The organism is Kribbella sp. NPDC054772 (genome assembly GCF_053611945.1).
In genome coordinates, this window is the sequence record NZ_JBSHBJ010000005.1 from 159,458 (window position 1) to 185,633 (window position 26,176).

Here is a 26,176-nt window from a genome sequence, read left to right on the forward strand (position 1 = left end):
TGCTCCGATGCGCGAGCCTCGTACGCCGGCCGCTCGGACCGGTCCGGCTCGGGCTCAGGGCGCGGGCGGTCTGGCTCCGAGCGTGTTGCCTCGGGGAGGCCAGGCGTCTCGTCCCCGACCGATGCGGTGTCATGGTCCGGCGTACTGGTGATCGCCTCCGGGGGCGGCGGGGAGGCGACGTCGGACTGCTCGACGTTGCGACGGCCTGGCCTATCCATGGCGATTGGTCGCCTTCGCGAGTACGTCGATCGCGTGGGCGTACTTGGCGCGCAGTCGCTGCCGGGTCGCCTCGTCAAGTTGGCCGAGGCGCTCGGGGCTGCTGTTGTGCTGGATGTCCGCGCGTTTGACCAGAACGGCACTCGGAGTCTGAACGAGTCGGGTCAGGTAGGCGACGTGAGACTCGTCGGGCCGGCGCGTGAGGGCATCCACCATCTCCACGACGGAATCCGGCACGCCCAGGTCGTCGAGCTGAGCGAGCGTGGAGTCGGTGTCTTCGACCGTGTCGTGAAGCAGCGCCGCGATCTGCTGGTGTGGAGTTGCACCGTTGGCACGGGCAATGGCAGCAGCACCGCGGACATGAGCGACATATGGTGAGCCGCTCTTGTCGACCTGCTCGCGATGGAGAGCCGCCGCGAGCTTGTCTGCGGTCTCGATCGTCTCGACGGGACCACCAAGATAGGAGTAGGCGTCTGCCCAGGCGGTGAACAGCGCCCCGAGCCGATCGTCCACAGGCGCCAGCGGCACGAAGTGCTCAACCGTCTCGGCGTAGTACGAGCGCTGTTTCGCCACGCGGGGATGCGTGTGCAGTCGCTGGACATTGCTGTAACGATCCGAGAGCTTCAAGAGCAGTACGTCGGGCGACGCGTAGGCGAGCCTGCCGAGGTACGCCGTACGCACGGCATCCTTCGATTCGCCCGCACCGACCTCCGGAATCGTGACGGCGTCGACCAATCTCGCCGTACCTTCACTGAACCTCGCTACGAGATCAGCCCGGTTCCCAGCGGTGTCCTCCACCACGTCGTGCAACAGCCCAGCCCGCAACAGGTCGACGTCCTTCACCTCGAGCCCGGTCGCCAGCACCTGCAGAACCTGCAGCAGATGCTGCCAGTAGGGCTCGCCGGCCGGCCTGCACTGTCCGTCGTGCCACTCGACCGCGGCCGCGAACGCCACACCGAGCTCGCTGACGGCCTTCTCGGGTAGGCGTTCCAACAGATCGGTCTCGGCAGCTGTCCAATCGCTCCATCCGGGAAAGACCCGCACGCCGGTCATGAAAGTGGACCGTCTGCTGTGGTTGCCAGCCGAAAGGTGTGGTGATGCCAGTTGTCGGGGACACGCAGGAAACGGGCGGCATCGACGAGTCCCGTGAGCGGGTCGGCCGCACCGGAAAGACTTTCGATCGCTGCCGCCAGCCGGCCTCCGCCCCACAGAAGGTCTGCCGCCGGCAGCCGGCTGCTCGGACGAAGCGCGTAGCTCAAGAGTTGCTCCTGGATCGTCGAGCCGGTCAGCGCGAGACCGCGATCGCGCCACGAAGTAGTCAGTGGGTGCGGTCGGTCGCGTGGACCGGACCAAGAGTGGAGAGTCTCTGCGATGTCAGCGAAGCGGTAGCGGCCTGCCTGCCACCGCGTCTCCGAGGCGACCGAACAGGCCGGAGCGTCCCCCACCAGGGATCGTGTGACGACGGGCGCAAGATGCTCCGCCAACGTCTGCGGTGCATAGTCCGCCCGGATGAGATGAGACCGACCAGCGACCGCCTGTGTGACGGCCTCAGCGACGACACACCCGCGGACACGCGCGGGCAGATCGGCCGGGAGACTAGCGGCGATGGGCACCGGACGGGCCAGTCCCGCGACGTGGGCGATCGTCAGCAGTTCGACGTACACCGTCAATCGGGGGTTGTTGCTCAGCACGGCGGCTGCGGAGCCGATCTCGCGAATGCTGCAGGGCGTCTCCCGGCACGACGGTCCGCAGGCGGGGGTGCGGGTGGTTGTGGTGGCGATGGTTGGGGGGTATGGGGCGCGGCGTTCTTTGAGTTCGCCGTGGGGGACTTTGAGGAGGACGGGGCGGTCCATGCCGTCGGTGAAGGTGGCGGCTTGGCCGGGTGGGAGGGAGACGACGGCTCGGGACTGGGGGTCGTCGAGGTTCATGGTGGCGCCGACGGTTTCGCGGTCGTCGGCGGCGGGGAGGCGGTGCAGGATCTTCAGGGCGGAGTTCTTGACGACGTCGGGGATGACCTTGCTGGGGATCTGTTCGGCGATCACCAGGCCCTCGCCGTACGCGCGGATCTCGGCGAGCAGGCCGGCGAACATCTCCACGGCGTGGCCGGCGGTGCCGTCGGTGGTTGCCTTGAGCAAGCGGTGGGCCTCTTCGACGACCGTGACGTGGCGCAGGCCGGTCGGCGTCGTACGGCGGACGCGGAGGTGTTCGATCAGGCGGATCAGGACGACGCCCATGCAGAACGCCTTGTCCTGGTCGTCGCCGACGTCTTCGAATTCGAGGACGACGTTCCGGCTGAGGAGGTCGCCGACGTCCAGCGGGTGTCCGCCGCCGAGGAAGCGGCCGGGTGTCCCGAGGAGGAGCGAGGTGAGGCGGACGTCGACGAAGCCGCGGACGTCAGCGGCGAGCTCGGCGCCGTACCCGATGTCGTCGACCACTGCGCGCGCGGTGGTTTGCAGGTCGGCGAGCGTTGGGTACTGCGGGGCGCCTGCCGGCTCGCTCAACGCCAGGTCCCAGCCGTACGACGTGTAGCACCGGGTCAACGCCTGACTCAGCACTTGCGGGAACGGCTCGTTGGCCTCGAAGGCGGCGAGGAACAGTGCGCGGACGAGATCCAGATGCGTCTGCAGCGGGAAGCCGGGCTCGGGTTCGAGCGGGTTCAGGCTGAGCGGTACGGCGTCCGGGTCGCCCAGGCGGATGACCGCGACCGATGAATCGCTGCCGAGGCGGCCGGCCATTCCGGCGTACTCCGCCTTCGCCGGCTCGATCACCAGCCAGGGCACCGACGCCGCGGACAGACCTTCGAGGAGGTGCCGGATCGTTTGCGACTTGCCTGAGCCGGTGGCGCCGGCGACGAACGCGTGCCGGTTCAGCGTGTCGGTCGAGACCGTCATCGTGGACACGACCCGGCCGGCGGTGTCGATGACGTCGCCGAGCGGGATGCCGTCAGCAGGTGTCTCCGGCGTCAGATCGAAGCGCACTTGCTCAACAGCACGAACGCCGGCGATCTCGCGCACGGGAGGCCGAGCGATCGCCGCCAACACCTCACCGGTCGCCGGGAAGGATGCCGTCGGCTGGGTGGTGGTTGCCGTCAGGTTGTACGGCGTGGAGTGCAGGTCGGCTGCACCGGCCAAGGTCTGTGCAACCAACCGCGCTGTGGATTCGTCGAGGCCACCGGCGAGAATCTCAACTGTCCACAGGCCGCCCTGGGCTGTGGAGAAGTCGCGGTAACGCGCTCGGTTGCGTTCGAGTTCGAGGGCCTCGCGGCCGGAGATCTTCTCGCGGTCGAGCCCGATCGTCATCCGCAAATGCAGATCGTCGAGCAGCTCCGCCTGCTCCTCGCCGACGACCGGCGCGGCCCGGATCAGCCACGCGAACGGGGCATCCGGCAAGACCTCGACCAGATCCTCCAGCGTTCCGGCCGGCTCGATCTCCGCCTCGGGGAGGGCACTGAGTACGTCGTGCGCGCCGTCGACCGCCACCCAATTCGAGAACTCGGCGTCTGGCGCAGCGACCGCTCGAGCCCCGGCTGGATAGGCGACCCCGCCCGTCGCGTCCGGCTCGATCCCCACCCGTATCTCGATCGGCCCGTTCGCGACCGTGCGCGTCCAGCAACAACTGAACGGCCGGCCCGCCGACGCCTGCAACCTCAGGGTCGGCAGCAGCCCGCGCCGCAGTCCGGTCAGCCGTTGGGTCACCTCTGAACCGATGAGCGGTACTTCGGTGATCCGCCAGCGCGGGATCATGAAGCGCCCAGGCGCGGGTCGCAATCGCCGAGTCGAGGGCTGGCCGGGTCGAGCGGGTCCACCATCACGAACGCGGTCGGCGACAACCCTTGCAGGACCGTCGGCTCGACCGAGAACTCGTATGTGCGCTGGTACCCGACCGAGGTGCTCTCGTTGGTCCCCGTGGACGTCGAGGTCGACGTCGACTCGGACCACGACGTACCGCCGGTGGTGCTCGACGAGTAGTTCTCGCCGCTGCTCTTGCTGCCGCCTCGGTGCCGTCGGCTGAAGAGCAATCCGAAGGTGGCCTGCCGGCTGTCCGACGTTTGCGTGCCGAGGGACTCGCTCGTCGAGGCGTTGTTGCTGCGGCTCGTGCTGTCGGAAGTCGACTCCGACGTGTTCGTCCCGTGCGAATACGTGAACTGGCTCGCCACCAGCCGATGCTGCCGCCCGATGAAGGTCGCGGCCTGCTCGGCCTCCTTCGCGTTGCCGAGCCGCATGAACAGTACGGCGTCCCCGCCGCCGAGCAACTCGACCGCGCTGTCCCGCAGATGCGCGAACAGCAGCACCAGCCGCAGACCGTTCCGCCGGCAGAGACTGTCGAAACGCTCGAGCTCCGGTCGCGCCAGCGCATCCGCACCCGCGATCAGCACGATCCGCTCGCCGCGCCCGGACAGCTCGCCACGCTGAATCCGGACCATCGTGATCTGGAACAACAGGTGCCGCAGCAACGATGCGGTCAGCTCGGACTCACGATGCGACAGCTGCACTACCCGCAACGAGATGTCCGGCCCGTCCATCGCGAGATCACCGCTGACGGACGCCAACCGCTTCACGCCCGCGGCCAGCCGGAACAACCGCGCCTCCGCGGACCGGCGCGCCGACTCGCTCAACAGATCGGTCGACGCCGCGAACTCGCCCCGCGATAGCTCCCCGCGCTGATCCGGCGTGAGCTGACGCTGCAGAACCTGGAACGCCAGATGCAGCCGCGAGAACGTCACCGGCGCGTCCGTCAGACACTCCACGACCTGCTGCACCAACGCCGCATCCACACCGCGCGACTCGGACTGCTCGGGCTCGGCTCCACGCAGCCCTTCCGCGATCACCACACCGATCTCGTCAGCGCTCAGACCGTCGAGCAGGTTCGGCGACGTGTCCGTGGACGGCACCACGGTCGCCTGGATCGGTGCGCCGTACTCCTCGGCCATGCGACGCAGCGGCTCCACCACCGCGTCCTGCGTGAGGTCGAGGACGGTCAGCCGCCCGCCGGCGCTCATCAGCGAGCTGCCCATCGCCAGCACCGCGGCTCGCCAACCTGCGGCGGTCCCGCCGTACAGATCGACGCGCTCCTTGGTCGCCGGACCGACAGGCACCCACGGACGCGTCGCGGCGACCTGGGAGGTCTTGGTCCGCTCCTGCTCGCTCCGTTCGAACTGCCAGGCCTGTACGTCGTGCTCGAACTCGTCCATCGTGTCGATGCATTCTTCGAGCCACCGTTGATGCTCAGCAGCCGCCGCCCGCCGCAACTGCTCCGGCCACCCCCACCGCAGCCAGGCAAGCCCGAGCGTGACCGCCGCGGGTACCAGCGCCAACAGCGGCTGTACGACGACGCCCACCACAACCGTCAGTACGGCGCCCCCGACCACCGCCCACACCAGGACCGGGCTGAGCCGCGTCACCGTCGCCCGCCGGCTCTCGAGCTTGGCGAGCTCCGACGGCGGCGGTACGGCGGGAACAGGCGGCTCCTGGTGCTCGACGACCACGACCTCCCGGCCCCGGTACTCCCAGCCCCACTGCTCGGTCTGCCGCGTCGCGACCCTCGTCTCAGTCATGCGATGTCGTTCCGTACGCCGTTCAGCCGCTCGAGCATCACGCCGCGCGCGAGGTCCGCCAGCGCGGCCTCAGCCTCGTCTGCGATCGCACCGGCGCGCTCCGCACTCGTGTCCCGGAGCGCGTCGTCGGCGGAGGTGAACCGACGACGGCAGCCCGCGCAGTGCGTCGCGGACATGTCGGACCACGACCCGCAGTTCGCGCACCGGCGTGCCTCCAGCAACTGCTGCGCACGGGTCAGCCGCTGCCGCTCTGCCAGCGCCCGCTGCCAGCGCTGTTGAGCCTGCGGCAGGTACTCCACCAGTTGCTGATCCGTGAAGGTCTTGCCGCCGCTGCCCAGGACCGCTGACGTCAGCCGGGCCATCGCGTCACGGTGCACGGCCAGGGTCTTCCCGACCGGCCCGGCGGTCACCAGCAGCGGGAACCACCCGAGCGTCTGCAACCGCAGAACGGCGAGCCCCTTGGTCCACTGCAACGACAGCGTCGACGGCGGCTCCTCGTCCCGGATCCATCCGGCCGGGCGGAGCGCCATCTCGAACAAGGCACGCTGCGGGTTGTCGAGCGCGGCGTGCGGCAGCAGGAGGTGGGTGTGCTGCCGACGGACGAGCTTGGCTCGTTCCACAGCCACACATCCTCCCGAGATCGCGACGTGGCGGCGCCGGGACCGGCACCGCGCAAGGTAACTGTAGTTACCGCCTGTGCCTGTCGCACCACGATCGCGTTGCCACTTGTGGAAAACTCCCGGCCACGAGGCGAACCGACTGCGACGAGGTCTTGACCCGGAGTGATCGGCGGGAGACGATCACGGCCGGGCGCGGGCTGACAACCTTGTCATCGGGGCCGCGGACCCACACCGGCGGACGGGGGCGTCCCGTGGTGCCGGCCGTGTGCAAGGAGCGTAGATGGATCTCCGCCGCCCCCTGGGGCTCGTCGCGTCTCTCGGGTTAGTTGTGACAATGTCGTCTGCCATGACGCCAGCACATGCCGTCCCCTCCTCCGCGCAGGAGGTCGTCAGCGGCTCGTCGTACTTCACCTCGTTCGAGCCCGGGCAGCCGCAGCCGGGTTACACCGACGCGGTCGAAACCGGACCGGACGGGAAGCCGCGCACCGACGGTGTCCGCGGCCCGACGCCGACCGGGATCGGCGGCAGCGAGATGGACAAGGTCACCAAGGTGACCGCCAGCGGTGAGAACACCGGCGGCGGCGAGATCGCCAGCAACGCCGCGGACGGTGACAAGTTCACCAAGTGGCTGGTGTTCCAGCCGACCGGCTGGCTGGTCTACCAGACCTCGGCCCCGGTGGTGATCAAGAAGTACGCGCTGACCTCGGCGAACGACGCCGACGGTCGCGACCCGAAGAACTGGACCGTGTCCGGCTCGAACGACGGCACCACCTGGACCACGCTGGACACCCAGACGAACCAGAGCTTCGAGAACCGCTTCCAGACCAGGGAGTACAGCTTCGCCAACACCACGGCGTACACGTACTTCAAGCTGGACGTCACGCTGAACCACGGCGAGAACATCGTCCAGCTCGCCGACTGGTACCTCTCGAACGGCGACCCGCTGCCGCCGCCCGGACCGGTCGCGGAGTCGCGGCTGGACTCCGGCCCGACCAGCGCCTACAACGCCCGCGCCCGCGTCGGCTTCACCGGCGTCAAGTCCTTCCGGTACGCCGGTCATCAGGACAGCAAGGGTCGTGGTTACACCTGGAACAAGATCTCCGACGTCGACCTGTTGGTGGGTAAGGACACCCGTCTCTCGTACAAGATCTTCCCCGAGCACGTCGAAGGCGACCTGAGCTATCCGAGCACGTACGCCGCGCTCGACCTCGCGTTCTCCGACGGCACCTATCTGAGCGACCTGAAGGCGAAGGACCACCACGGGTTCGAGCTCAGCCCGCGCGGCCAGGGCGACTCGAAGGCGCTGTCCACGAACCAGTGGAACAACGTCGAGGCCGACCTCGGCGCGGTGGCCGCCGGCAAGACGATCACCCGGATCCTGGTCGGGTACGACAAGCCGTCCGGCCCCGCCGACTTCCGCGGCTGGCTCGACGACATCCGGATCGCCGCCGCGATCAACCCGGACCTGGCCGCCCAGAAGACCGCGGCCAAGCACCCGTCGGACCTGGCGCTGACCACCCGCGGGACGAACGCCACCGGCGGTTTCTCGCGCGGCAACAACTTCCCGGCGACCGCCGTACCGCGCGGCTTCAACTTCTGGACGCCGGTCACGAACGCCGGCTCGACCTCCTGGCTGTACGACTACGCCAAGGGCAACAACGAGGCGAACAAGCCGACGATGCAGGCGTTGTCGATCAGCCACGAGCCGAGCCCGTGGATGGGTGACCGGCAGACGTTCCAGGTGATGCCGTCGACGGCCGACACCCCGACCGCGGATCGCAAGGCCCGCGCGTGGTCGTTCAGCCACGACAACGAGATCGCCCGGCCGTACTACTACGGCGTCACGTTCGACAACGGCAACGCGGCCGAGATCGCGCCGACCGACCACGCGGCGATGCTGCGGTTCAGCTTCCCCGCCGGGAAGGCGTCGCTGGTCTTCGACAACGTCAACAACAGCGGCGGTCTGACCCTCGACCCAGCGACCGGCGTGGTCACCGGGTACTCCGACATCAAGAGCGGACTGTCCAACGGCGCCGGCCGCCTGTTCGTGTACGGCGTCGTGGACCAGAAGGTCCTTGCCTCGGGCAAACTGTCCAACGGCGGCGGCGCGAACGTCGGCGGCTACTTCATGTTCGACGCCAAGACCACTCAAGTGCAGCTGCGGATGGCCACCTCGCTGATCGGTACTGCACAGGCTCGCAAGAATCTGGAGCTGGAGCTTCCCGAGGGCTCGAAGTTCAACCAGGTCAAGGACGCCGCGCAGGAGCAGTGGGACAAGAAGCTCAGCACGATCGAGGTCGAGGGCGCGACGGCCGACCAGCTGACCACGCTGTACTCGAACCTCTACCGGCTGTTCCTCTACCCGAACAACGGTTCCGAGAACACCGGTACGGCGTCGAAGCCGGTGATCACGTACGCGTCGCCGACCTCCCCCAAGGTCGGCACCGACACACCGACCACCACCGGCTCGAAGATCGTGGCCGGCCAGACCTACGTGAACAACGGGTTCTGGGACACGTACCGCACTGTGTGGCCGGCGTACTCGCTGTTCTCCCAGGACGACGCGGCGAGTCTGGTCAACGGGTTCGTCCAGCAGTACAAGGACGGCGGCTGGATCTCCCGCTGGTCGTCACCGGGGTACGCGAACCTGATGGTCGGTACGTCGTCCGACGTCGCCTTCGCGGACGCGTACCTGAAGGGGATCAAGGGGATCGACGTCCCGGCGATGTACGACGCGGCGGTGAAGAACGCGTCCGTCGTACCACCGTCGCAGAACGTCGGCCGCAAGGGCATGGACCTGTCCACGTTCAACGGCTACACGGCCAACACCACCGGTGAGGGCTTCAGCTGGTCAATGGACGGCTACATCAACGACTACGGCATCGCGAACCTGTCGAAGGCGCTTTACGACCAGGCGAAGCGGAACGACCCACGCAAGCAGGAGTACCTGGACAACTACAAGTACTTCCTGAACCGGGCCCGGAACTACGTCACGCTGTTCGACCCGACGGTCGGGTTCTTCCAGGGCAAGGGCCCGGACGGAGTCTGGGGCAACTCGCCGACCACGTTCGACCCGCAGGACTGGGGTCACGACTACACCGAGACGAACGCGTGGAACATGGCGTTCTCGACACCGCAGGACGGGGCCGGTCTGGCCGCGATCTACGGCGGCCGGGACGGTCTGGCGAAGAAGCTCGACGAGTTCTTCAGCACCCCCGAGGACGCGCTGCACCCCGGCGGGTACGGCGGCACGATCCACGAGATGCTCGAGGCCCGCGACGTCCGGATGGGTCAGTACGGGCACAGCAACCAGCCGTCGCACCACATCACCTACATGTACGACGTGGCCGGGCAGCCGTGGAAGACGCAGGAGAAGGTGCGTGAGGTGCTGTCCCGGTTGTACCTCGGGTCCGAGATCGGCCAGGGGTACCCGGGTGACGAGGACAACGGCGAGATGTCGTCGTGGTTCCTGTTCAGCTCGCTCGGCTTCTACCCGTTGCAGGTCGGTTCACCGTCGTACGCGATCGGTTCGCCGCTGTTCACCAAGGCGACGATCCGACTGGCCGGCGGCAAGAAGCTGGTGGTCAGCGCGCCGCAGAACTCCGCGAAGAACATCTACGTGAAGAGCGTCAAGGTCAACGGCAAGAACTGGACCTCGACCGCGCTGCCGCACGACCTGATCGCGAACGGCGGCAAGATCGAGTTCGAGATGACCGACCAGCCGACCAAGTGGGGCACCGGACGCAACGACGCCCCGCCGTCGATCACCACTCCGGGCGAGGACCCGATGACGTGGCGGGACTCCACCTCCGACACCGGCGCGGTGATCGGTGCGGGCGGTACGGACGTCTCGACGCTGATCGACAACGACTCGAAGACGCAGGTCACGCTGCCCGGCGCGCAGCCGACCGTCACGGTCGCCCTGCCGCAGGGCCGCCCGGTCGGCATGTACACGCTGACCAGCGGCGCAACCGGTACGGCGCCGTCCGCCTGGACGCTGGAAGGATCCAACGACGGTACGACGTGGACGACGGTGGACCGGCGTACCGATCAGAAATGGGCGTGGGCGTCGTACACCAGGTCCTTCAGTGTCGCGTCTCCCAAGGCGTACACGCAGTACCGCCTGGTGCTGACCCCGGCGGCGGGCGCTGACGGCGTCACGCTGTCCGAGATCGAGCTCCTGGGCACGCTGAAGGGCGTCGAGACCGGGACGCACCCGAGCGACAAGCGGGTCGCGGCGACCAAGCCGAGCCCGACCCCGTCCCAGTCGATCGACCGCAACTGGGGCTGACAGACGACGCGAGGGCGACGGCTGCTGCCGTCGCCCTCGATCGTGTCGCCGTGGAGCCTGCCCCTGAGAGGCTCCGCCGGATTCTTGGCGAATGAGGGGTGGCGGTCCCCGCCCGGACTGCCACCCCTTCTTCCCTATCGACGTCCGAACCCTCCCGAGGGTTGCCTTCGCCCAGAACTGTCCACATGCCGGACAAAGGCGGGCTCCAGGCCCCGGTTCTCCTCAGCCGGACCAGCGGCCGGTGAAGAAGGCGGCCGCCCAGATCGCGGCCAGTGGGATCGCCACGCCCAGGTACAGCCGGCCGAGCCACGGTTTGCGTCTGGACAGGACGGCCAGCCCGATCCACAGCGGCCACATCAGCAGGGTGGCGCGGGTGAGCGAGTAGATCCAGAACGACGTACAGAAGGCGCCCAGCGTGGCGGCGACCCAGGCCGCCTCGCCCCAGGAGCGGCGCCAGAACAGCCAGACCAGGAGGATCAGCCCGACGAAGAGGGCGACCAGCTCGGCGCGGAACATCCAGGTCCAGTCGCTGCGGTCCGCCGGGAAGTGGCCCGTGCTGGCGGCCTGAACGGTGTGCATCAGCGAGGTCCACGGCCAGGTGAACTCGCGCGCCCAGCCCTTCTCCTGCGCCTGCTGCCAGGCGAACCAGGACCCGTGAATCTGCTTCAGGTACGCCATGAAGCCGAGCACCGGTACGGCGGGCAACGCCAGCCAGGGCAGTGACAGCCAGTCCCGCTTCTTCGAGGTCAGGAACTCGACCAGCAACGCGAAGATCAGGAAGAGCCCGGACACCCGCACGGTCGACGCCAGCGCGACGAAGATCGCGGCGCGGGCCCAGCGCCCCTGCCGAGCGGCCAGCCAGCCCGGGAAGGCGAACGCACAGAACAGTGCCTCGGTGTACCCCGCGGCGAGAAACACCCCGACCGGAGCGCAGTACCAGATGACCGCGGCGTTCGGCCCGATACCTTTCAGCTCCGGGAACTCGTACTGCGCCAGTCGCGCGAGATAGACACCCGCGACCGCGCTGGCGACCGCCGACACCACGATGCCCGCGGCGACGTACCCGATGCCGGTGTAGCTGACCAGCCGCATCAGCGACGGGAACCCCGGGAAGAACGCGGCCAGCGGCGCACCGGACGGCTCGCCATGGTTGTAGCCGAACTCGGCGACCGCCTTCAGGTGCCAAACGTCCCACTGCAACCAGGCGCGCCAGACGTTCGGGTAATCACTGCCACGGTTGAACAGCAACGGCGCCGAAATCGACAGTAAGAACAGCCCGATCCGGGTGACCAGCCACCACCCGAGCACCTCCCGGGCCTGCGCGGTCGGCATCCACCGCTTCCAGCCGACCCCGTCCACCCGAGCCCGCCGAGCCCGCCCGGGCCTGGGCTCACCGACGGCCAAGCGCTCAAACACGCCCACACCACCGCACACCACAGTCCACCCGAGTCACGCCTCTATCGTCCCTCATCCCCGTGCCAGCCGGTCCGGCCCCGTCAACAAGAACGGCACCCCGGGTGGGGTGCCGTTCTGGTGGAGCTATTGGCCTCCGCCGGGTGTTCGCGGAGTGTCGGTGGGTTTGGTCGTCGCCCCGCCGGTCGGTAGTGACGGGAAGACCGGGGTCGTCGTCGGCTTCGTCGGCTTCGTCTTGGTCGGCTTGTCCGTCGGCGTGTTCGGGGGCGGCGTGTTGGGCGGCGGTGTGCTCGGCGGCGGGGTGCTCGGGGGCGGCGTGCTGGGCGGCGGGGTGTTCGTCGGCGTGTTCGTCGGCGGCGTGAACGTCGGGGTCGACGTGTCCTTGATCTGGTCCTTGTCCGGCTCCGCGAACTCCGCGTCGGGCACACCTTCGAGGGCCGACTTCATGAACGCCAGCCAGGTCTTCAGCGGCCAGTTGCCACCGAAGAACGCGGGGTCGTCGCTGTACGGGTCGAGGTCCGATTCACCAGTGGCGCCGGCCCGGTACAGCACCGACGTGGACACCTGCGGCGTGTAGCCCGTCCACCACGAGGTCAGCGTCGCGGAGCCCTCCTTACAGCCATCGCACGCCTTGTTCTTCGCACGGTCCTCAACGGCGACGCCACCCGCCGTACCGGTCTTGCCGGCGACCGCACGGTCCAGATCCTTGGCGCCCTCGCCGGTGCCCTTCTGAACCACGTTCTGCAGGGCGAAGTTCACCAGTTTGGCGATCTCCGGATCGAAGGCATCCTTCTGCTGCTTCAGCACCTGCGCGTCCGACCACAGCACCTTGCCGTCCGGGCCGCGGACTTCCTTGATCACGTGCAGTGGCGTGTACTTGCCGTCGGCAGCGAACGTCGCGTAGGCGTTCGCCATGTCGACCGGCGAGGCGTACGCGTCCGGGCCGAGCACGGTGGCCGGGGCTTTCCGGTCCTTCTCCAGTGTCTTCGTTGCCGGGACACCCGCCGCCTCGGCAGCGTCGACGACCTTGGAGGGCCCGTCCTCCATGGCGTTGTCGACCAGGTCGTAGAAGGCGGTGTTGATCGACTGCTCCGTCGCCTTCATCAGCGTGACGTCGCCGTAGTCGGTGCTGAGCTCGTTACCGAACTTCTGCCCTTGGACCACGATCGGACTGTCGCCTTGATAGACGTCCCAGAGCGACTTCCCTTGCTCGAGCGCCGCGGCCAACGCGAACGGCTTGAACGACGAACCCGGTCTGGCCTTCGTCGTCGCCCAGTTCAGCTGACTCTTCAGGAAGTCCGGTCCGCCGTACATCGCCAGCAACTGGCCCGTGCCGGGTTGCACCGCGGCCATCCCGACGTGCAGTCCGCCGGTCTTCTCCGGGTGCTCGTTCTTGGCGGCGAGCAGGATCTTCTTCTGCTGCTGGTAGTTGAACGTGGTGGTGACCTTCAGACCGCCACCGGTGATCGCGTCCTCGTCGAAGCCGAGGCGCACCAGCTCTTTGCGCGCCATGTCGAGCAGGAAGCCGTTCGGACCCCCGTAGCGGCTGCTCTTCTCCCTCGGGTTGAGCGTCGGCAGCTTGTTGGCGTACTGCTTCTCCTGGGCCGGGGTGATCGTGCCCATCTGCTGCATGCCGTCGAGCACGTACTTGTAGCGGTCGATGATCCGCTTCTTGGTCCGCGGATCGGGGTCATTGACGTCGAACAGGGTCGGGTTGTTCAGCACGGTCGCGAGCAGAGCCGACTCCGGAACGCTCAGCGTCTTCGGGTCAGACTTCTTGAAGTAGGCATCACCCGCGGCGGAGATGCCATACGCACCCTCACCGAAGTAGATCGTGTTCAGGTAGCCCTCGAGGGTCTTGCTCTTATCCTGCTGCCGGCCCAGCTTGGTGGCGATGAACAGTTCCTTGAACTTGCGGGAGACCGTCCGCTCCTGAGTCAGGTACATGACCTTGACGTACTGCTGGGTGATCGTCGAACCACCCTGCAGTTGCTCACCTCGCATGATGTTCACGCCGGCCCGGACCATGCCGGACGGGGAGATACCGGGGTTCGTCCAGAACGTGCGGTCCTCGGCGGCGATGACCGAGTCCTGCACCCACTTCGGGATCTGGGCGAGCGGCACCGTGTGCCGGTTCTGCTCGTAGAACGATCCCAGCGGGTTCCGCTGGTCGGCGTACGTCACCGTGGTGGTGTTGGTGGCGAACTCCTTGTTCGGGTCCGGGATCTTCGTCGTCTGGTACATGATGAAGAACGCCGCGCAGCCCGCGATGACGCCGAGGAAGAGGAGTGCGGCGAACCACCCGAGGACCCGCAGCGCCCAGTGCTTCTTGCGCCGGCGGGTCGGGGCGGCCTTTCTACGAGCTTCACTCACAGTGCAATCCTCGACGATCTCGCGGAAGTCATTGCCCCACAGACTACGGTGGGTGTGGTAACGGGCCCGAATCCGCTCCGGATCGTAGCAACGCCGGGTCTCCCAAGCGAAAAGTGGTCTACGGGCACCGGAGTACTGACCCTTTACAACGTTGCAAGGTTGGCCTTGGCTGACGACTGTGATCCGCCTCTCACTGCTCGCCGCCGGCCTCAGTCTGCTGGCCACGTCCGTCACCCACGCCGCGCCTGTGACCCACGCCGCGGCCCCGCCGGCCACCGGCTACGCCAACCCCGTCACCGCCGGGTACTCGGCCGACTTCCCGGACCCGTCGATGATCAAGGGCCGGGACGGCTGGTGGTACGCCTACTCGACCGGCGGTCCGTACGCGAAGGACGGGCACGACGGCGACTCGTACAAGATCGCCCGCTCCCGCGACCTGACGCACTGGGAGAAGGTGGGCTCGGTGTTCGGCGCGGACAACCGGCCGACCTGGGCCGACCCGACCAGCGGGTTCTGGGCTCCGGACATCCGCTACATCGACGGGAAGTACGTGCTGTACTTCACCGTCCACAACACCACGACCACGCCGGACAACTGGGACTACGCGATCGGTGCGGCGACCGCCCCGACGCCAGCAGGCCCGTGGACCGACTCCGGCGCACCTGTTGTCGCGCCACGGCCAGCGTCCGGTGGTGGATTCCAGTGGACCATCGACCCAGCCGAGTTCACGGACACGGACGGTACGCGGTACCTGTACTGGGGCAGTTACAACGGCGGCATCCACGCCGTACGACTGACCGCTGACGGACTGCGGACCGTCGGTGCCGTCACCGACGTGGCCCGCGACCGCTTCGAGGGTCCGTACGTCGTGAAGCGCGACGGGTACTACTACTTGTTCGGCTCCTCCTCGAACTGCTGCGCCGGCCCGACCACCGGGTACGCCGTCTTCGCCGGCCGATCCCGTAGTCCACTCGGGCCGTTCGTGGATCGACTCGGCAACGACCTGAACGCGTCTCGCACCGGAGGTACGCCGGTGGTCGCGTCGAACGGGAACCGCTGGGTCGGTACGGGGCACTCGTCGATCGTCACGGACCTGAGCGGTCAGCAGTGGTTCGCGTACCACGCGGTCGACCGGACGGACCCGTTCGTGACCAACTCCAACGGGTGGCTGCTCCGACCGATGCTGCTGGACCGCCTCGACTGGATCGACGGCTGGCCTGCCGTCAACGCCGGCGCCGGCCCGAGCGAGTCGAGCAAGGCCTCCCCAGTCACCACGTCGAGCGCCGTACCAGGCGACGTACGCGCTGAGGTTGACGTGACGGGATCCGGCCAAGGTGTGACCGCAGGCGGCGCGACTGCGGTCATCGACAACGGCCAGCTCCGACTGACGACAGCTACCGGTTTCACGCGGACCGCGCGTCTTCCACTGAATGTCCCAGGCACTGTCTCCTTGGAGGTCCGCGGTCACCAGGCGACAGCCGAGTTCAGCGAGGACCGACTCGGCGATGCCCTGTCCACCATCTCCGTTCCGGTCGCGCGGACCGGCGGTACTGCGAGCCCGGTCGGTGCAGCCGGCAACTTCTCGGTCGCACCTCTGTACAAGCCGGTCACGCGTGCTGCACCCACTCCTCGCATCGGTCAGGTCGACCAGCGGTACTCCGACGAGTTCACGCGCGGACTGGGCTCTGGCTGGACCTGGCGGAACACCAGTGCGGACGCCACGGTCAGCAACGGCGAACTGCAGTGGAAGACCGAGACGAACGACCTGACTGACAACAACACAGCAGCCAAGGCGTCTCTGCTGCTGCGTGATCAGCCGACTGGCGACTTCGTCGTGGAGACCAAGCTGAAGCTCGACGTCGGCACCGACACCGTGCGGAACTACCAGCAGGCCGGTCTGCTGGTCTATGTGGACGACGAGAACTGGATGCGGCTCGACCACGTTGCCGGTGGCACCGGCCGTTTCGTCGAGTTCGGCAAGCGGATGCGGTTCACTCCGGTCGGCGCTCCGTCTGTCGTCACGTTCGGCGGCGCGATGATCGGTCCGCCGGCCGAGACGACCTGGTTGCGGCTCGCGCACGACGTCGTACCGCAGACCGGTGAGCACCGGTACCGCGCTGCGTCCAGCACCGACAGGAAGCACTGGGTGTGGGGTGCGGCCTGGACGCTGCCCGCCGGTACGACGCCTCGGATCGGACTGGTGTCGCAGGGATCGTCAACGCAGACAGAAGCGCAGTACGGCAAGGCGACCGCGCAGTTCGACTACTTCCGGGTCATGAGGTGATGTGCGGCGCCAGTAGCGTCACGGCGATCAGTGCGGCGGGGAAGCAGGCCAGGAACATCGTGAACGTGTAGCCCATGATGTCCCGCGCCTTCAGGCCGAGGATGGCGAGCGTCGGCAGCATCCAGAACGGTTGCAGCAGATTGGCGCTCGCCTCCCCGAGGTCGTACACGACGACCATCCAGCCCGCGTCGACCTTGAGCTCGTTGGCAGCCTGCAGCACGTACGGCGCCTCGATGACCCACTTGCTGCCGCCACTCGGGACGAAGATGCCGAGCACGCACGAATAGATCGCGACGAGTGGCGGGAACAGGAACTGGTTGCTCGCGTGCACCAACCAGCCGGCCAGTCGCGCGGAGATCCCCGTGTAGGCGATCATCCCGAAGATCCCGCCGTACAAGGGGAACTGGAGCAGTACGCCGGCTGCCGCGGGAGCACCGTCACGCACCGCGCGCGCCATCCGCCACGGCCGCCAATGCAGCAGCAGTGCGAGCAGGAACAGGATCAGGTTGACCGTGTTGAGGTCCAGTGCGTTGAAGAAACTCTTCCCACTGAAGTAGCGGACCAGATAGACCGCACCGAGCAGAACGATCAGCAGACTGAACAGTGGTGAATGCTCCAACCAGTCACCAGGCCTCCGCGTCTCGCCCTCCTCCCGCTGACCGTTGTATGCCGATCCTCGGCCGATCAGCGGTTTGAGTTCGATCCCGATGTCGTCCGCGGTCCGCGCAGTGCCTTCTCCCGGGGCGATGAACCACGCCATCCCGACGCCGACGACGTACACGATCAGCGTCGCCACGAGCGCTTGCCAGGTGAAGATCGTGTCGCTGAGCGGGATCAGTCCACTCGCGTGGCCGCTTGCCTTGATGACTTCCTGCACCGGCGGCGGACTGCTGCTCGCACTCGCCACCTGCAACGCGGCCGAGCCGGACAGCCCCTGTGCCCACACAGTCCCGAGACCAAGGAACGCCATCGCACCCAGCGCGCGGTAATCCGCCTTCGGCACGTTCCGCGCCACTTCGCGCGCCAGGATCGCGGCGAAGATCAGACTGAACGCCCAGTTCAGGTACGACGCCAGCATCGCGATCGCGGCGACGAACGCGACCGCACTCCGTGGACTCTTCGGAATCCGCGCCAGTCGGGTGATCAGACGCGCGACCGGTCCGCTGGTCGCGACGGCGTACCCACCGATGATGATCATCGCCATCTGCAGGGTGAACGTGATCAGCGACCAGAACCCGATGCCCCAGGCGTCGACCAGCCCGAAGCCCTTGGTCGCGGCCGGGTCGTCGGGGCGCTTCAGCAGCGGTTCGCCGGTGAGCAGGCCGAACGCCAGCACCACGAACGTGCCGACCAGGACGAATCCGAACGCGTCCGGCAGCCATTTCTCGGTGAAGGCGGTGAACCGCAGCGCCAGCCGGGCGAGCGCCCCGTCGGTCTCGACATCGGACTTGGCGTGCTTGGCATGGACGTCGGCCATGACCCTCCGCTCCTGGACCACGACTCTGGGTTGTCATTCGATTAACGCAGATCGGCGCCTGACGTAACAGGTTTCTGGGCGCGGCGGCCCTTATAGCTGACAAACGCGGACTTTGTTAGGGCTTGTCCACAGGCCTGGCGTCTGCTTACAGTGGCGGTGCGATGTATCGAACCGATACATCAGGTCATGACAAACTAGGACCGAGGGAGGTGAGTCATGGGAAACCGCAGTGGTGTCCTGGAGCTCGCCGTACTCGGTCTGCTGCACGAAGCGCCGATGCACGGCTACGAGCTCCGCAAGCGCGTCAACGCCCAGTTCGGGTGGGGACGCGTGCTGTCGTTCGGTTCGCTCTACCCGTGCCTGAAAGCGATGCTTCGCAACGGGCTGATCACGGCCGACCCCGGGACGCCGGAGTCGGGTCGCAGGCCCAAGATCGTGTACACGATCACCGCCGACGGCAAGGACTACTTCGCGCACGCGATGCACGAGGCCGGCCCGTCGGCCTGGGAGGACGACACCTTCGGCGTCCGCTTCTCGTTCTTCGGCCGGACCGATCCGGCCACCCGGTTGCGCATCCTCGAGGGCCGCAAGGCCCGGATGGAGGAGCGGCTGGCCAACTTCCGGGCGGCGATGAGCCGGACGGCGGAGCGCGTCGATGCCTACACCCTCGAGCTGCAACGGCACGGCCTGGAGTCGGCCGAGCGCGAGGTCCGCTGGCTGTCCGAGTTGATCGACGGCGAGCGGCGGCACCAGCGGCCCCCTGACAAGCACCACCCGCCTACTCAAGGAGATTCCAGATGACCTCGATCCGCGTAGCGATCGTCGGCGTCGGCAACTGCGCAAGCTCGCTCGTCCAGGGCGTGCACTACTACCGCGACGCCAAGCCCGAGGAGCGCGTCCCGGGTCTGATGCACGTCCAGTTCGGCGACTACCACGTCCGCGACGTGCAGTTCGTGGCCGCGTTCGACGTCGACGGCAAGAAGGTCGGCCTGGACCTCGCCGACGCGATCGGTGCCAGCGAGAACAACACGATCAAGATCTGCGACGTGCCGCCGACCGGCGTCACCGTCCAGCGTGGTCACACCCTCGACGGCCTCGGCAAGTACTACCGGGAGACCATCACCGAGTCCGACGCGGACCCTGTCGACGTGGTCGCGGCGCTGCGCGAGGCGCAGGTCGACGTCCTGGTCTGCTACCTGCCGGTGGGTTCGGAGCAGGCGGCCAAGTTCTACGCGCAGTGCGCGATCGACGCGGGTGTCGCGTTCGTGAACGCGCTGCCGGTGTTCATCGCCGGCACCAAGGAGTGGGCGGACAAGTTCACCGCGGCCGGCGTGCCGATCGTCGGCGACGACATCAAGTCGCAGATCGGTGCCACCATCACGCACCGCGTGCTGACCAAGCTGTTCGAGGACCGCGGTGTCACCGTGGACCGCACGTACCAGCTGAACGTCGGCGGCAACATGGACTTCAAGAACATGCTCGAGCGCGAGCGCCTGGAGTCCAAGAAGATCAGCAAGACGCAGTCGGTCACCTCGCAGCTGCGCGACGAGATCGAGCCCCGCAACGTGCACATCGGCCCGTCGGACTACGTGGCCTGGCTGGACGACCGCAAGTGGGCGTTCATCCGGCTCGAGGGCCGCAACTTCGGCGACGTCCCGCTGTCGCTGGAGTACAAGCTCGAGGTCTGGGACTCGCCGAACTCGGCCGGCATCATCATCGACGCCATCCGCGCGGTCAAGATCGCCAAGGACCGCGGCATCGGCGGCCCGATCCTCTCCGCCTCTTCGTACTTCATGAAGTCGCCGCCGGAGCAGTACGCCGACGACGTCTGCCGCGACCTGGTGGAGAAGTTCATCCGCGGCGAGGTCGAGCGCTGACCTCGTTCTGACAGCACGCCGCCCCGCACCCCTCCCGGGTCGCGGGGCAGCGTGCCATCATGGCGCCGGATGACCGAGATCCGTGCGTACCGCGACTCCGACGCCCACAGCTGGCTACGCTGCCGCCTGCTCGGCTTCTTCGGCACCGAGTACTTCGACGACGTCGTGGTCGACCGCCCCACGTTCGAGAACCCCGCGTATCGCCTCGTCGCGGCCGAGGACGACACGGTCGTCGGGCTGATGGACGTCGAGATCTTCGAGGACCGGGCAACGATCGACGTGCTCGCCGTCCATCCGGATCATCAGCGGCGCGGGTTGGCGTCTCAGATGCTCGAGGCGGTGCTGCCTCGGCTGAAGGTCGGCGTACTGGATGCGTGGACGCGTGGGGATGCGTCGGCGAACGCTTGGTACCAGCGGTCGGGGTTCGTGGAGAGCTTCCGGTATCTGCATGTCTACAAGTCGTGGCAGGACGACTCGGACGGCTTTGAGGCGCCCGACGGGGTGGACAAAGTGGTGTCTGCGTTCATGCATGCGCCGATGTCGGCCGAGGCCTCGATGCGGGAGCGGTTCGAGCGGGTGCATGTCTGCCGGCAGTACGTCCGGGCGCTGTGACCATGCCGCTTCACGTCGGTTGTGCGCAGTGGACGCATCCCGCCTGGCCGCAGCCGGCTCGGGAGAAGCTGCGGTCGTACGCCTCGTGGTGCAATGCGGTCGAGAGCAACACCACGTTCTATGCGACGCCGTCCGTGTCCTCGGTGGCTTCCTGGGCTGCGCAGACACCGCCGGACTTCCGTTTCGTGGTGAAGCTGCCGCAGGTCATCAGCCATGAGCGACGACTGACCAACGTCGACGCGGAACTGCGCGAGTTCGTGAGCGCCGTCGAACCGCTCGGCCCGCGCAACCATGCCCTGTGGATCCAACTGCCGGCCGCGTTCTCCCCCACCGACCTCGGCACCCTCGCCGCCTTCCTGCACCACGCGCCCCGCGAGTTCCGGTACGCCGTCGAGGTCCGCCACCGTGCGTTCTTCGAGGACCCGGGCGCGGCCGCCAACCTGGAGCGCGTGCTGGCCCGCGCGAACGCAGAATGGGTGCCGTTCGACACGGGCACGCTGTTCGGTCGCCGCCCGACGAGCCTCGCCGAGCGCGACGCCTGGATGAAGAAGCCGCGGGTCGCCCGGCGGACCCGTGCGCTCACCGGCCACCCGATCGTGCGCTACATCGGCCGGGACTCTGTCCACGAAACCGTCGAAGGCTGGGCGTACCTCGTCGAACTCGTCGTGACCTGGCTGTCCGAAGGGCGCTCCCCGACGATCTTCCTGCACACCCCGGACAACGACGAGGCGCTCAACCTCGCGCGCCGCTTCCACGCGACTGTCGCCGCAGCGGTGCCCACACTGGCGCCGCTCCCCGAACCGGTCGCCACCGAGCCGCCGACGCTCTTCTAGTTATCCACAGCTCCAGAATCGGCCGCTGATTTCGTGGTCGATCTCCGTATGTTCTCCGCCGACTTCACACCTCGGGAGGACATCACATGGAGCACCCCAGCGGTACGACGCCGTACGCACCTGCCGGATCTGTCGCGACGGCCGCATCTGCCGCATCGGCCGGATCTGGCGCGCCTGTCGCCGCAGTCGCCGCAGTCGCGTCGGTCGCGCCCGTCGACGAGCGGCAGGCTCGGGCCGACTGGCTGATCACCGAGCTCGGGCGGCTCGCGGCCGACGCCGACGATCCGCACGACCAGGCCCGCTTCCGACGCACTGCCGACTCGCTCGTCCGGCTCGCGATCGCGTTCCGCTCGTGACCACCGCGACGACCGCACCCAGCCCTACCGTCCCGACCTCCGCCGCTGAACTCCTCGCCGCCAGCGGCGAGACCGCTCGCGTTCTTGCCGGGGCCGACCAGTCGGCGTGGAACGGGCGGATCGCCGAGGCACCCGCCGGTGTGCTCGGTCTGGCGCACTGGGACGGCACGCTCTATCTCGACCGCGAATCCATCCTCGATCCCATCCACCACCTGTACGAGCACGCCGGTGAGGATCACGCCATCCCCACCCTTGCCAGCTACCGGGAGTCCCTGGCCACACTGCTCCACGAACACGCCCACTTCCTCGGTCCGTCCGGCTCCACCCAGGAGTCGGCCCGCGAAGCCTTCCTCAAACCCGGCAGCCGGCAACTGGAGGAAGGCGTCACCGAAGCCTGGGCGCACGATCATCTCGACGAGTACATCCACCGACTAGGCATCGACAGAGTTGCTCCCGGCATCAATTCCGTCCAGGCGCCGGGGTACTACGCCGCGTTCGTGCCCGCTATCCGCAAGATCAGCGCCGACCTGGAGAACCGCAACGGCCTCCGCCGCGGCGAGGTCCTCGATCTCCTCAACCGTCAGACCGCTGACGGTCAGTTCCCCCTGCTGGTCGATCTCGTCTACAACTCCACCCGCCTCCCCGACCTGGAGCTGCCGCCTGGTGTCATCACCCGATCCCGCCTGGAAACCACCCTGCGTTCCGGCCTCACGCACCTCGAGGCCTACGAGCTCACCGCCCCCAGCTTCGCCACCGCCAAGTCCCTGTCCACCGCCGACCACATCCTCGACCACCTCGACCACGAGATCCGCTCCGCCGAATCCGCAGCCCTGTTCGGCCCAGACCCAAATGCTCTAGCTTTCCCACCACCCACGCGCCAGATGCTGACGCCCACTCGTCAAACCCCACCATCAGCTGAGCAGGTGCCACCCTCCGCCGGACACATCCCACCACCACACCACGCGGCCCTCACCGGCATCGCACCACCCACGGCAGCCCGCCCGGCCAACACCAACCTCCACCCCGCCCACAGCAACCCTCACGCCACGAGAGGAGGACTCCACCGAATCGCGTAGACCGCCCACGCCCACAGTCATCGCCGCTCGGACATGGCGAGCACGGTGACCGACGCGCGGCGGACGTGTGGCAGGCGGGGCGGACGCGTGGCCGACGCGCGGTGAAGGCGGTGGCCGAGGCCTGGGTGAGGACAGTGGTGGGTGCTTGGTGGGTGATGGGGCGGGTGGCTGGGCTTGGGCGTGGGTACGGTGGCGGCGCGGGGTGATGGAAGGAGTGCTGGATGGATTTGGTGAGTGAGAGTCGGGAGCTCCACGCAGGGCTTGTGGCGTTGCGGCGGGAGCTGCATCGCGAGCCCGAGGTCGGACTGGTGTTGCCGCAGACTCAGGCGAAGGTGATGGACGCGATAGCCGGCCTGCCGCTGGAGGTGACCACCGGGAACGAGGTGACCTCGGTGGTCGGGGTACTGCGCGGTGGTGCGCCCGGGCCGACGGTGTTGTTGCGCGGCGACATGGACGCGCTGCCTGTAGTCGAGGAGACCGGCCTCGAGTACGCCGCCGAGAACGGGAACATGCATGCCTGCGGCCACGATCTGCACACCACGGGTCTCGTCGGCGCCGCGCGGCTGCTGAGTGCGCATCGCGAGGAACTGCGCGGGAACGTGATCTTCATGTTCCAGCCAGGCGAGGAAGGGCTCGGCGGCGCCGGGTACATGCTGCGCGAAGGCCTGCTGGAAGCCACAGGTGACAAGCCGATCGCGGCGTACGCGCTGCATGTCTGGGCGCAGGCGGCGAAAGGCACGTTCCAGCTGCGACCTGGCACGATGATGGCCAGCTCGAACCAGCTGCACATCACCGTGCGTGGGAAGGGCGGCCACGGGTCGATGCCGGCGACAACGGTGGACCCAGTGCCTGTGGTGGCCGAGCTGGTGCTCGCGTTGCAGGCGTATGCGACCCGGCGGGTGAGCGTGTTCGACCCGGTCGTGATCACGGTGACGCAGTTGGAGGCCGGGGTCGCGATCAACGTCATCCCGAACACTGCCCGCCTCGGGGCGACCGTGCGCACGCTGTCCGACGCGATGCTCGACCAGCTGACCCGGGAGTTGCCGGTGCTGGCGGAGCAGATCGCGGCGGCGCACGGATGCACGGTCGACGCGCGACTCGACCCGCAGTACCCGGTGACCGTGAACGACGCGGGGCGGACGGAGGAGACCATCCAGTCGCTGTCCGGGCTGTTCGGAGCGGATCGGGTGGAGCGGTTGGCGAACCCGTTGATGGGTGCCGAGGACTTCTCGATGGTGCTGCGGAAGGTGCCGGGCACGTTCGCGATGTTCGGTGCACGTCCGGACGACGTTTCCGCAGCGGAGGCGCCGTCGAATCACTCCAGCATCGTCCGATTCGACGACGCGGTCCTGGCCGATCAGGCAGCCGCACTGGCACACCTCGCCACGGGGCACTTGCTGCCGACCTGAGCTGGTGCACGCAGCACGACGCTGAGCTAGTGGGGGCGCAGCACGACGGCTGCGCCCGCAAAGGATGAGCCTGTGGCGGGGGGGGGGGGCCGGGGACGTCCCGCCCCCCGGGGGCGGCGGGGGGGGTGCCGCGGGGGGGGGGGGCGCGCCAGCGGGACGGGCGGGGAGCGGGGGGAGTCCCCCCCCCCCCGCGCCCCCCCAAACGGTTCCGCTTGGGGCGGGCCGCCCCGACAAACCCCCCCCCCCCACAGGGGTCAGGAGGGCGAGATGCCGAGGGTGTAGGCGCCGCGACTGCCGTACGTCGAGTAGCCGGTGTTCAGCGGGTCGCCGTAGCCCACGTTGTCGATCCGCAGGTAGTACGTACCCGGCTGAAGGCTGCCGCTAACACTCGCGCCGAGGCCCGTCGGCGTACCGGCGTCGCTCTGTCCGGAGGCCGGGTCGTTGGAGGCAACGACGGCGCCAGAGCTGTCCAGTAGGTCCAGCTTGATGTCCAGGTTGCCACCGGTCGCGGCCGGGCTCGCCGTCGCGGTGTAGTTGCCAGCGGCACTGACATCGACGCGGTACACATCGGTGTCGTTCTCGGCGGCGATGATCCCCGACACCGGCGTACCGACGGTCAGCGCCGCAGCGTCGCCGACCGTGTCACCAGCCTCGTCAGCACGCAGTGCGAGACCGTGCGAGCCGACAACTGCGTAGTCGTCTTCCTTGTTGTTCGCGTCGGCGTACTCACCCTTGCTCCACTGGCTGATGCCGCGGTAGTACCCGACGCCCATGATCGGCGCCCAGGCGCCGTGCCCCTGGTAGTACCCGACCGTGGAGGTCCCGTCGTGACTGAGCCCAACGTTGTGGCCGGCTTCGTGCGATGCAGCCTCGGCGAGGTTCTTCGCACCAGTCCCGACACCCTTGGTGAACACCAACGCCGGCTGGTAGTAGTCGTGCTGGCTGGTGCTGTCGTAGACCCCGACATACGCGACGCCGCCACAACCACACCCGGACTGGTACCAGGTGTCCGGGTCGATCACCACGCGCGTTCCGTACTGCTCGTCCGACGCACCCGACCGGTCGATCGCGGACTGCGGCGGCTCCTGCGTCGTCACGTCCACGTCGAACGTCGCGTAGTCCTCCGCGACTCGCGCCCACACCTCGCGGACCACGTCCTGCTCGGCGGTGCTGAAGTTCGCCGGGTCACCATCGGTGTCGTACGCCGAGACGTTGACCGGGTCGACGCCCTTCGACGCGTTCCACGCAGTACCGGTGATGGTGTGACCGTTGAAGTCCAGGTAGATGACGCGGTTCGAGCCGGGTTTGCTGTGCAGCTCGAACGCCGGACCGGTGGCGCCGTCGACCGCGGAGCGCGCCCAGCGCGGCGAGACCTCGGGCGCCTTCTGCGCGGTGGTCAGACCGGGCTCGCGGAAGAACAGCTTGCTGTCGGCATCGAGCCACGCGGTCTTGTCGGTGGCCAGGATCTGTCGCAACTGGTCGCTCGGCAGGCCGTTGTGCGCGGCCACCTCGGCCAGCCGCGACTGGACCTTGCCGAGCGCCTGGCCACCGGCCAACGGCTGGGCCAGCAACTGGTCGATCGGCGTCTGCTGGGCATCGGCCTGGCCGCCGAGCGCGACGGCCAGCCCTCCGAAAACGACAGCACCAGCACACGCGAGTGCGCCGGTGCGGCGGAATGTGATCACTTCGGGTTCCTCCTCACGTCCCCCCGCGGGCGGGTCCCCCCAAAGACCCGGGGCCGTCGATCTCGGTGGGGGGCCGGCGGCGCGGGGGGGGGGGGGGGGG

At 68.0% G+C, this 26,176-nt stretch carries 17 protein-coding genes; 9 read left to right on the forward strand and 8 right to left on the reverse strand.

Features of this window, described 5'->3' with window-relative positions; genetic code table 11:
* Positions 1-210 precede the first annotated feature (210 nt).
* The 4 genes from ACWGID_RS11160 to ACWGID_RS11175 are packed head-to-tail and all read right to left on the reverse strand — an operon-like array spanning position 211 to position 6,396.
* A complete protein-coding gene (locus ACWGID_RS11160) occupies positions 211-1,269 on the reverse strand; it encodes an HD domain-containing protein (protein ID WP_452196279.1) in 1,059 nt (352 codons plus the stop codon).
* Positions 1,266-3,959, reverse strand: coding sequence for an ATP-binding protein (locus ACWGID_RS11165; RefSeq protein ID WP_452196280.1), 2,694 nt, complete (start codon positions 3,957-3,959; stop codon positions 1,266-1,268). Before ACWGID_RS11165 ends, ACWGID_RS11160 begins: the two co-directional genes overlap by 4 nt.
* Positions 3,956-5,770: a hypothetical protein gene (locus ACWGID_RS11170; RefSeq protein WP_452196281.1), complete on the reverse strand. Its 1,815-nt coding sequence runs from the start codon at positions 5,768-5,770 to the stop codon at positions 3,956-3,958. The genes ACWGID_RS11165 and ACWGID_RS11170 overlap by 4 nt, the downstream gene beginning before the upstream one ends.
* Positions 5,767-6,396: a hypothetical protein gene (locus tag ACWGID_RS11175; RefSeq protein WP_452196282.1), complete on the reverse strand. Its 630-nt coding sequence runs from the start codon at positions 6,394-6,396 to the stop codon at positions 5,767-5,769. Before ACWGID_RS11175 ends, ACWGID_RS11170 begins: the two co-directional genes overlap by 4 nt.
* A gap of 340 nt (positions 6,397-6,736) precedes the next feature.
* Between ACWGID_RS11175 and ACWGID_RS11180 the strand changes: the two genes are divergently transcribed.
* Entirely contained in the window at positions 6,737-10,681 is a 3,945-nt protein-coding gene (locus ACWGID_RS11180) for a GH92 family glycosyl hydrolase (protein WP_452196283.1), read from the forward strand.
* A gap of 222 nt (positions 10,682-10,903) precedes the next feature.
* Here the strand turns inward: ACWGID_RS11180 and ACWGID_RS11185 are convergent, their stop codons facing one another.
* Positions 10,904-12,097: a mannosyltransferase family protein gene (locus tag ACWGID_RS11185; protein WP_452196284.1), complete on the reverse strand. Its 1,194-nt coding sequence runs from the start codon at positions 12,095-12,097 to the stop codon at positions 10,904-10,906.
* Between the two features lie 123 nt (positions 12,098-12,220).
* Complete coding sequence (locus tag ACWGID_RS11190; RefSeq protein WP_452196285.1) at positions 12,221-14,467, reverse strand: transglycosylase domain-containing protein; 2,247 nt, start codon at positions 14,465-14,467, stop codon at positions 12,221-12,223.
* 178 nt (positions 14,468-14,645) lie between these two features.
* Between ACWGID_RS11190 and ACWGID_RS11195 the strand changes: the two genes are divergently transcribed.
* Positions 14,646-16,751 carry a family 43 glycosylhydrolase gene (locus tag ACWGID_RS11195; protein ID WP_452196286.1) on the forward strand — a complete coding sequence of 702 codons (2,106 nt, stop codon included), beginning with the start codon at positions 14,646-14,648 and terminating at the stop codon, positions 16,749-16,751.
* Here ACWGID_RS11195 and ACWGID_RS11200 read toward each other — a convergent pair.
* Positions 16,741-18,228, reverse strand: coding sequence for a short-chain fatty acid transporter (locus tag ACWGID_RS11200; protein WP_452196287.1), 1,488 nt, complete (start codon positions 18,226-18,228; stop codon positions 16,741-16,743). The genes ACWGID_RS11195 and ACWGID_RS11200 overlap by 11 nt on opposite strands.
* 216 nt (positions 18,229-18,444) lie before the next feature.
* On the opposite strand from ACWGID_RS11200, the gene ACWGID_RS11205 reads away from it, so the two are divergent.
* The 7 genes from ACWGID_RS11205 to ACWGID_RS11235 all read left to right on the forward strand — a co-directional run bounded on the left by ACWGID_RS11205 (position 18,445) and on the right by ACWGID_RS11235 (position 24,391).
* The gene (locus ACWGID_RS11205) at positions 18,445-19,029 is read left to right on the forward strand and encodes a helix-turn-helix transcriptional regulator (protein WP_452196288.1); all 585 of its coding nucleotides are present in this window, start codon (positions 18,445-18,447) and stop codon (positions 19,027-19,029) included.
* Positions 19,026-20,105 carry an inositol-3-phosphate synthase gene (locus ACWGID_RS11210; RefSeq protein WP_452196289.1) on the forward strand — a complete coding sequence of 360 codons (1,080 nt, stop codon included), beginning with the start codon at positions 19,026-19,028 and terminating at the stop codon, positions 20,103-20,105. Before ACWGID_RS11205 ends, ACWGID_RS11210 begins: the two co-directional genes overlap by 4 nt.
* Before the next feature lie 69 nt (positions 20,106-20,174).
* Positions 20,175-20,717: a GNAT family N-acetyltransferase gene (locus tag ACWGID_RS11215; RefSeq protein WP_452196290.1), complete on the forward strand. Its 543-nt coding sequence runs from the start codon at positions 20,175-20,177 to the stop codon at positions 20,715-20,717.
* A gap of 2 nt (positions 20,718-20,719) precedes the next feature.
* Positions 20,720-21,550 (forward strand): DUF72 domain-containing protein, encoded by an 831-nt coding sequence (locus tag ACWGID_RS11220; RefSeq protein WP_452196465.1) that lies wholly within the window; start codon positions 20,720-20,722, stop codon positions 21,548-21,550.
* Between the two features lie 86 nt (positions 21,551-21,636).
* Positions 21,637-21,906 (forward strand): hypothetical protein, encoded by a 270-nt coding sequence (locus ACWGID_RS11225; protein ID WP_452196291.1) that lies wholly within the window; start codon positions 21,637-21,639, stop codon positions 21,904-21,906.
* A complete protein-coding gene (locus tag ACWGID_RS11230) occupies positions 21,903-22,982 on the forward strand; it encodes a hypothetical protein (RefSeq protein ID WP_452196292.1) in 1,080 nt (359 codons plus the stop codon). Before ACWGID_RS11225 ends, ACWGID_RS11230 begins: the two co-directional genes overlap by 4 nt.
* Positions 22,983-23,203: 221 nt before the next feature.
* Entirely contained in the window at positions 23,204-24,391 is a 1,188-nt protein-coding gene (locus ACWGID_RS11235) for a M20 metallopeptidase family protein (RefSeq protein ID WP_452196293.1), read from the forward strand.
* A gap of 254 nt (positions 24,392-24,645) precedes the next feature.
* Here the strand turns inward: ACWGID_RS11235 and ACWGID_RS11240 are convergent, their stop codons facing one another.
* Positions 24,646-26,076, reverse strand: coding sequence for a pre-peptidase C-terminal domain-containing protein (locus tag ACWGID_RS11240; protein ID WP_452196294.1), 1,431 nt, complete (start codon positions 26,074-26,076; stop codon positions 24,646-24,648).
* Positions 26,077-26,176: the final 100 nt, after the last annotated feature.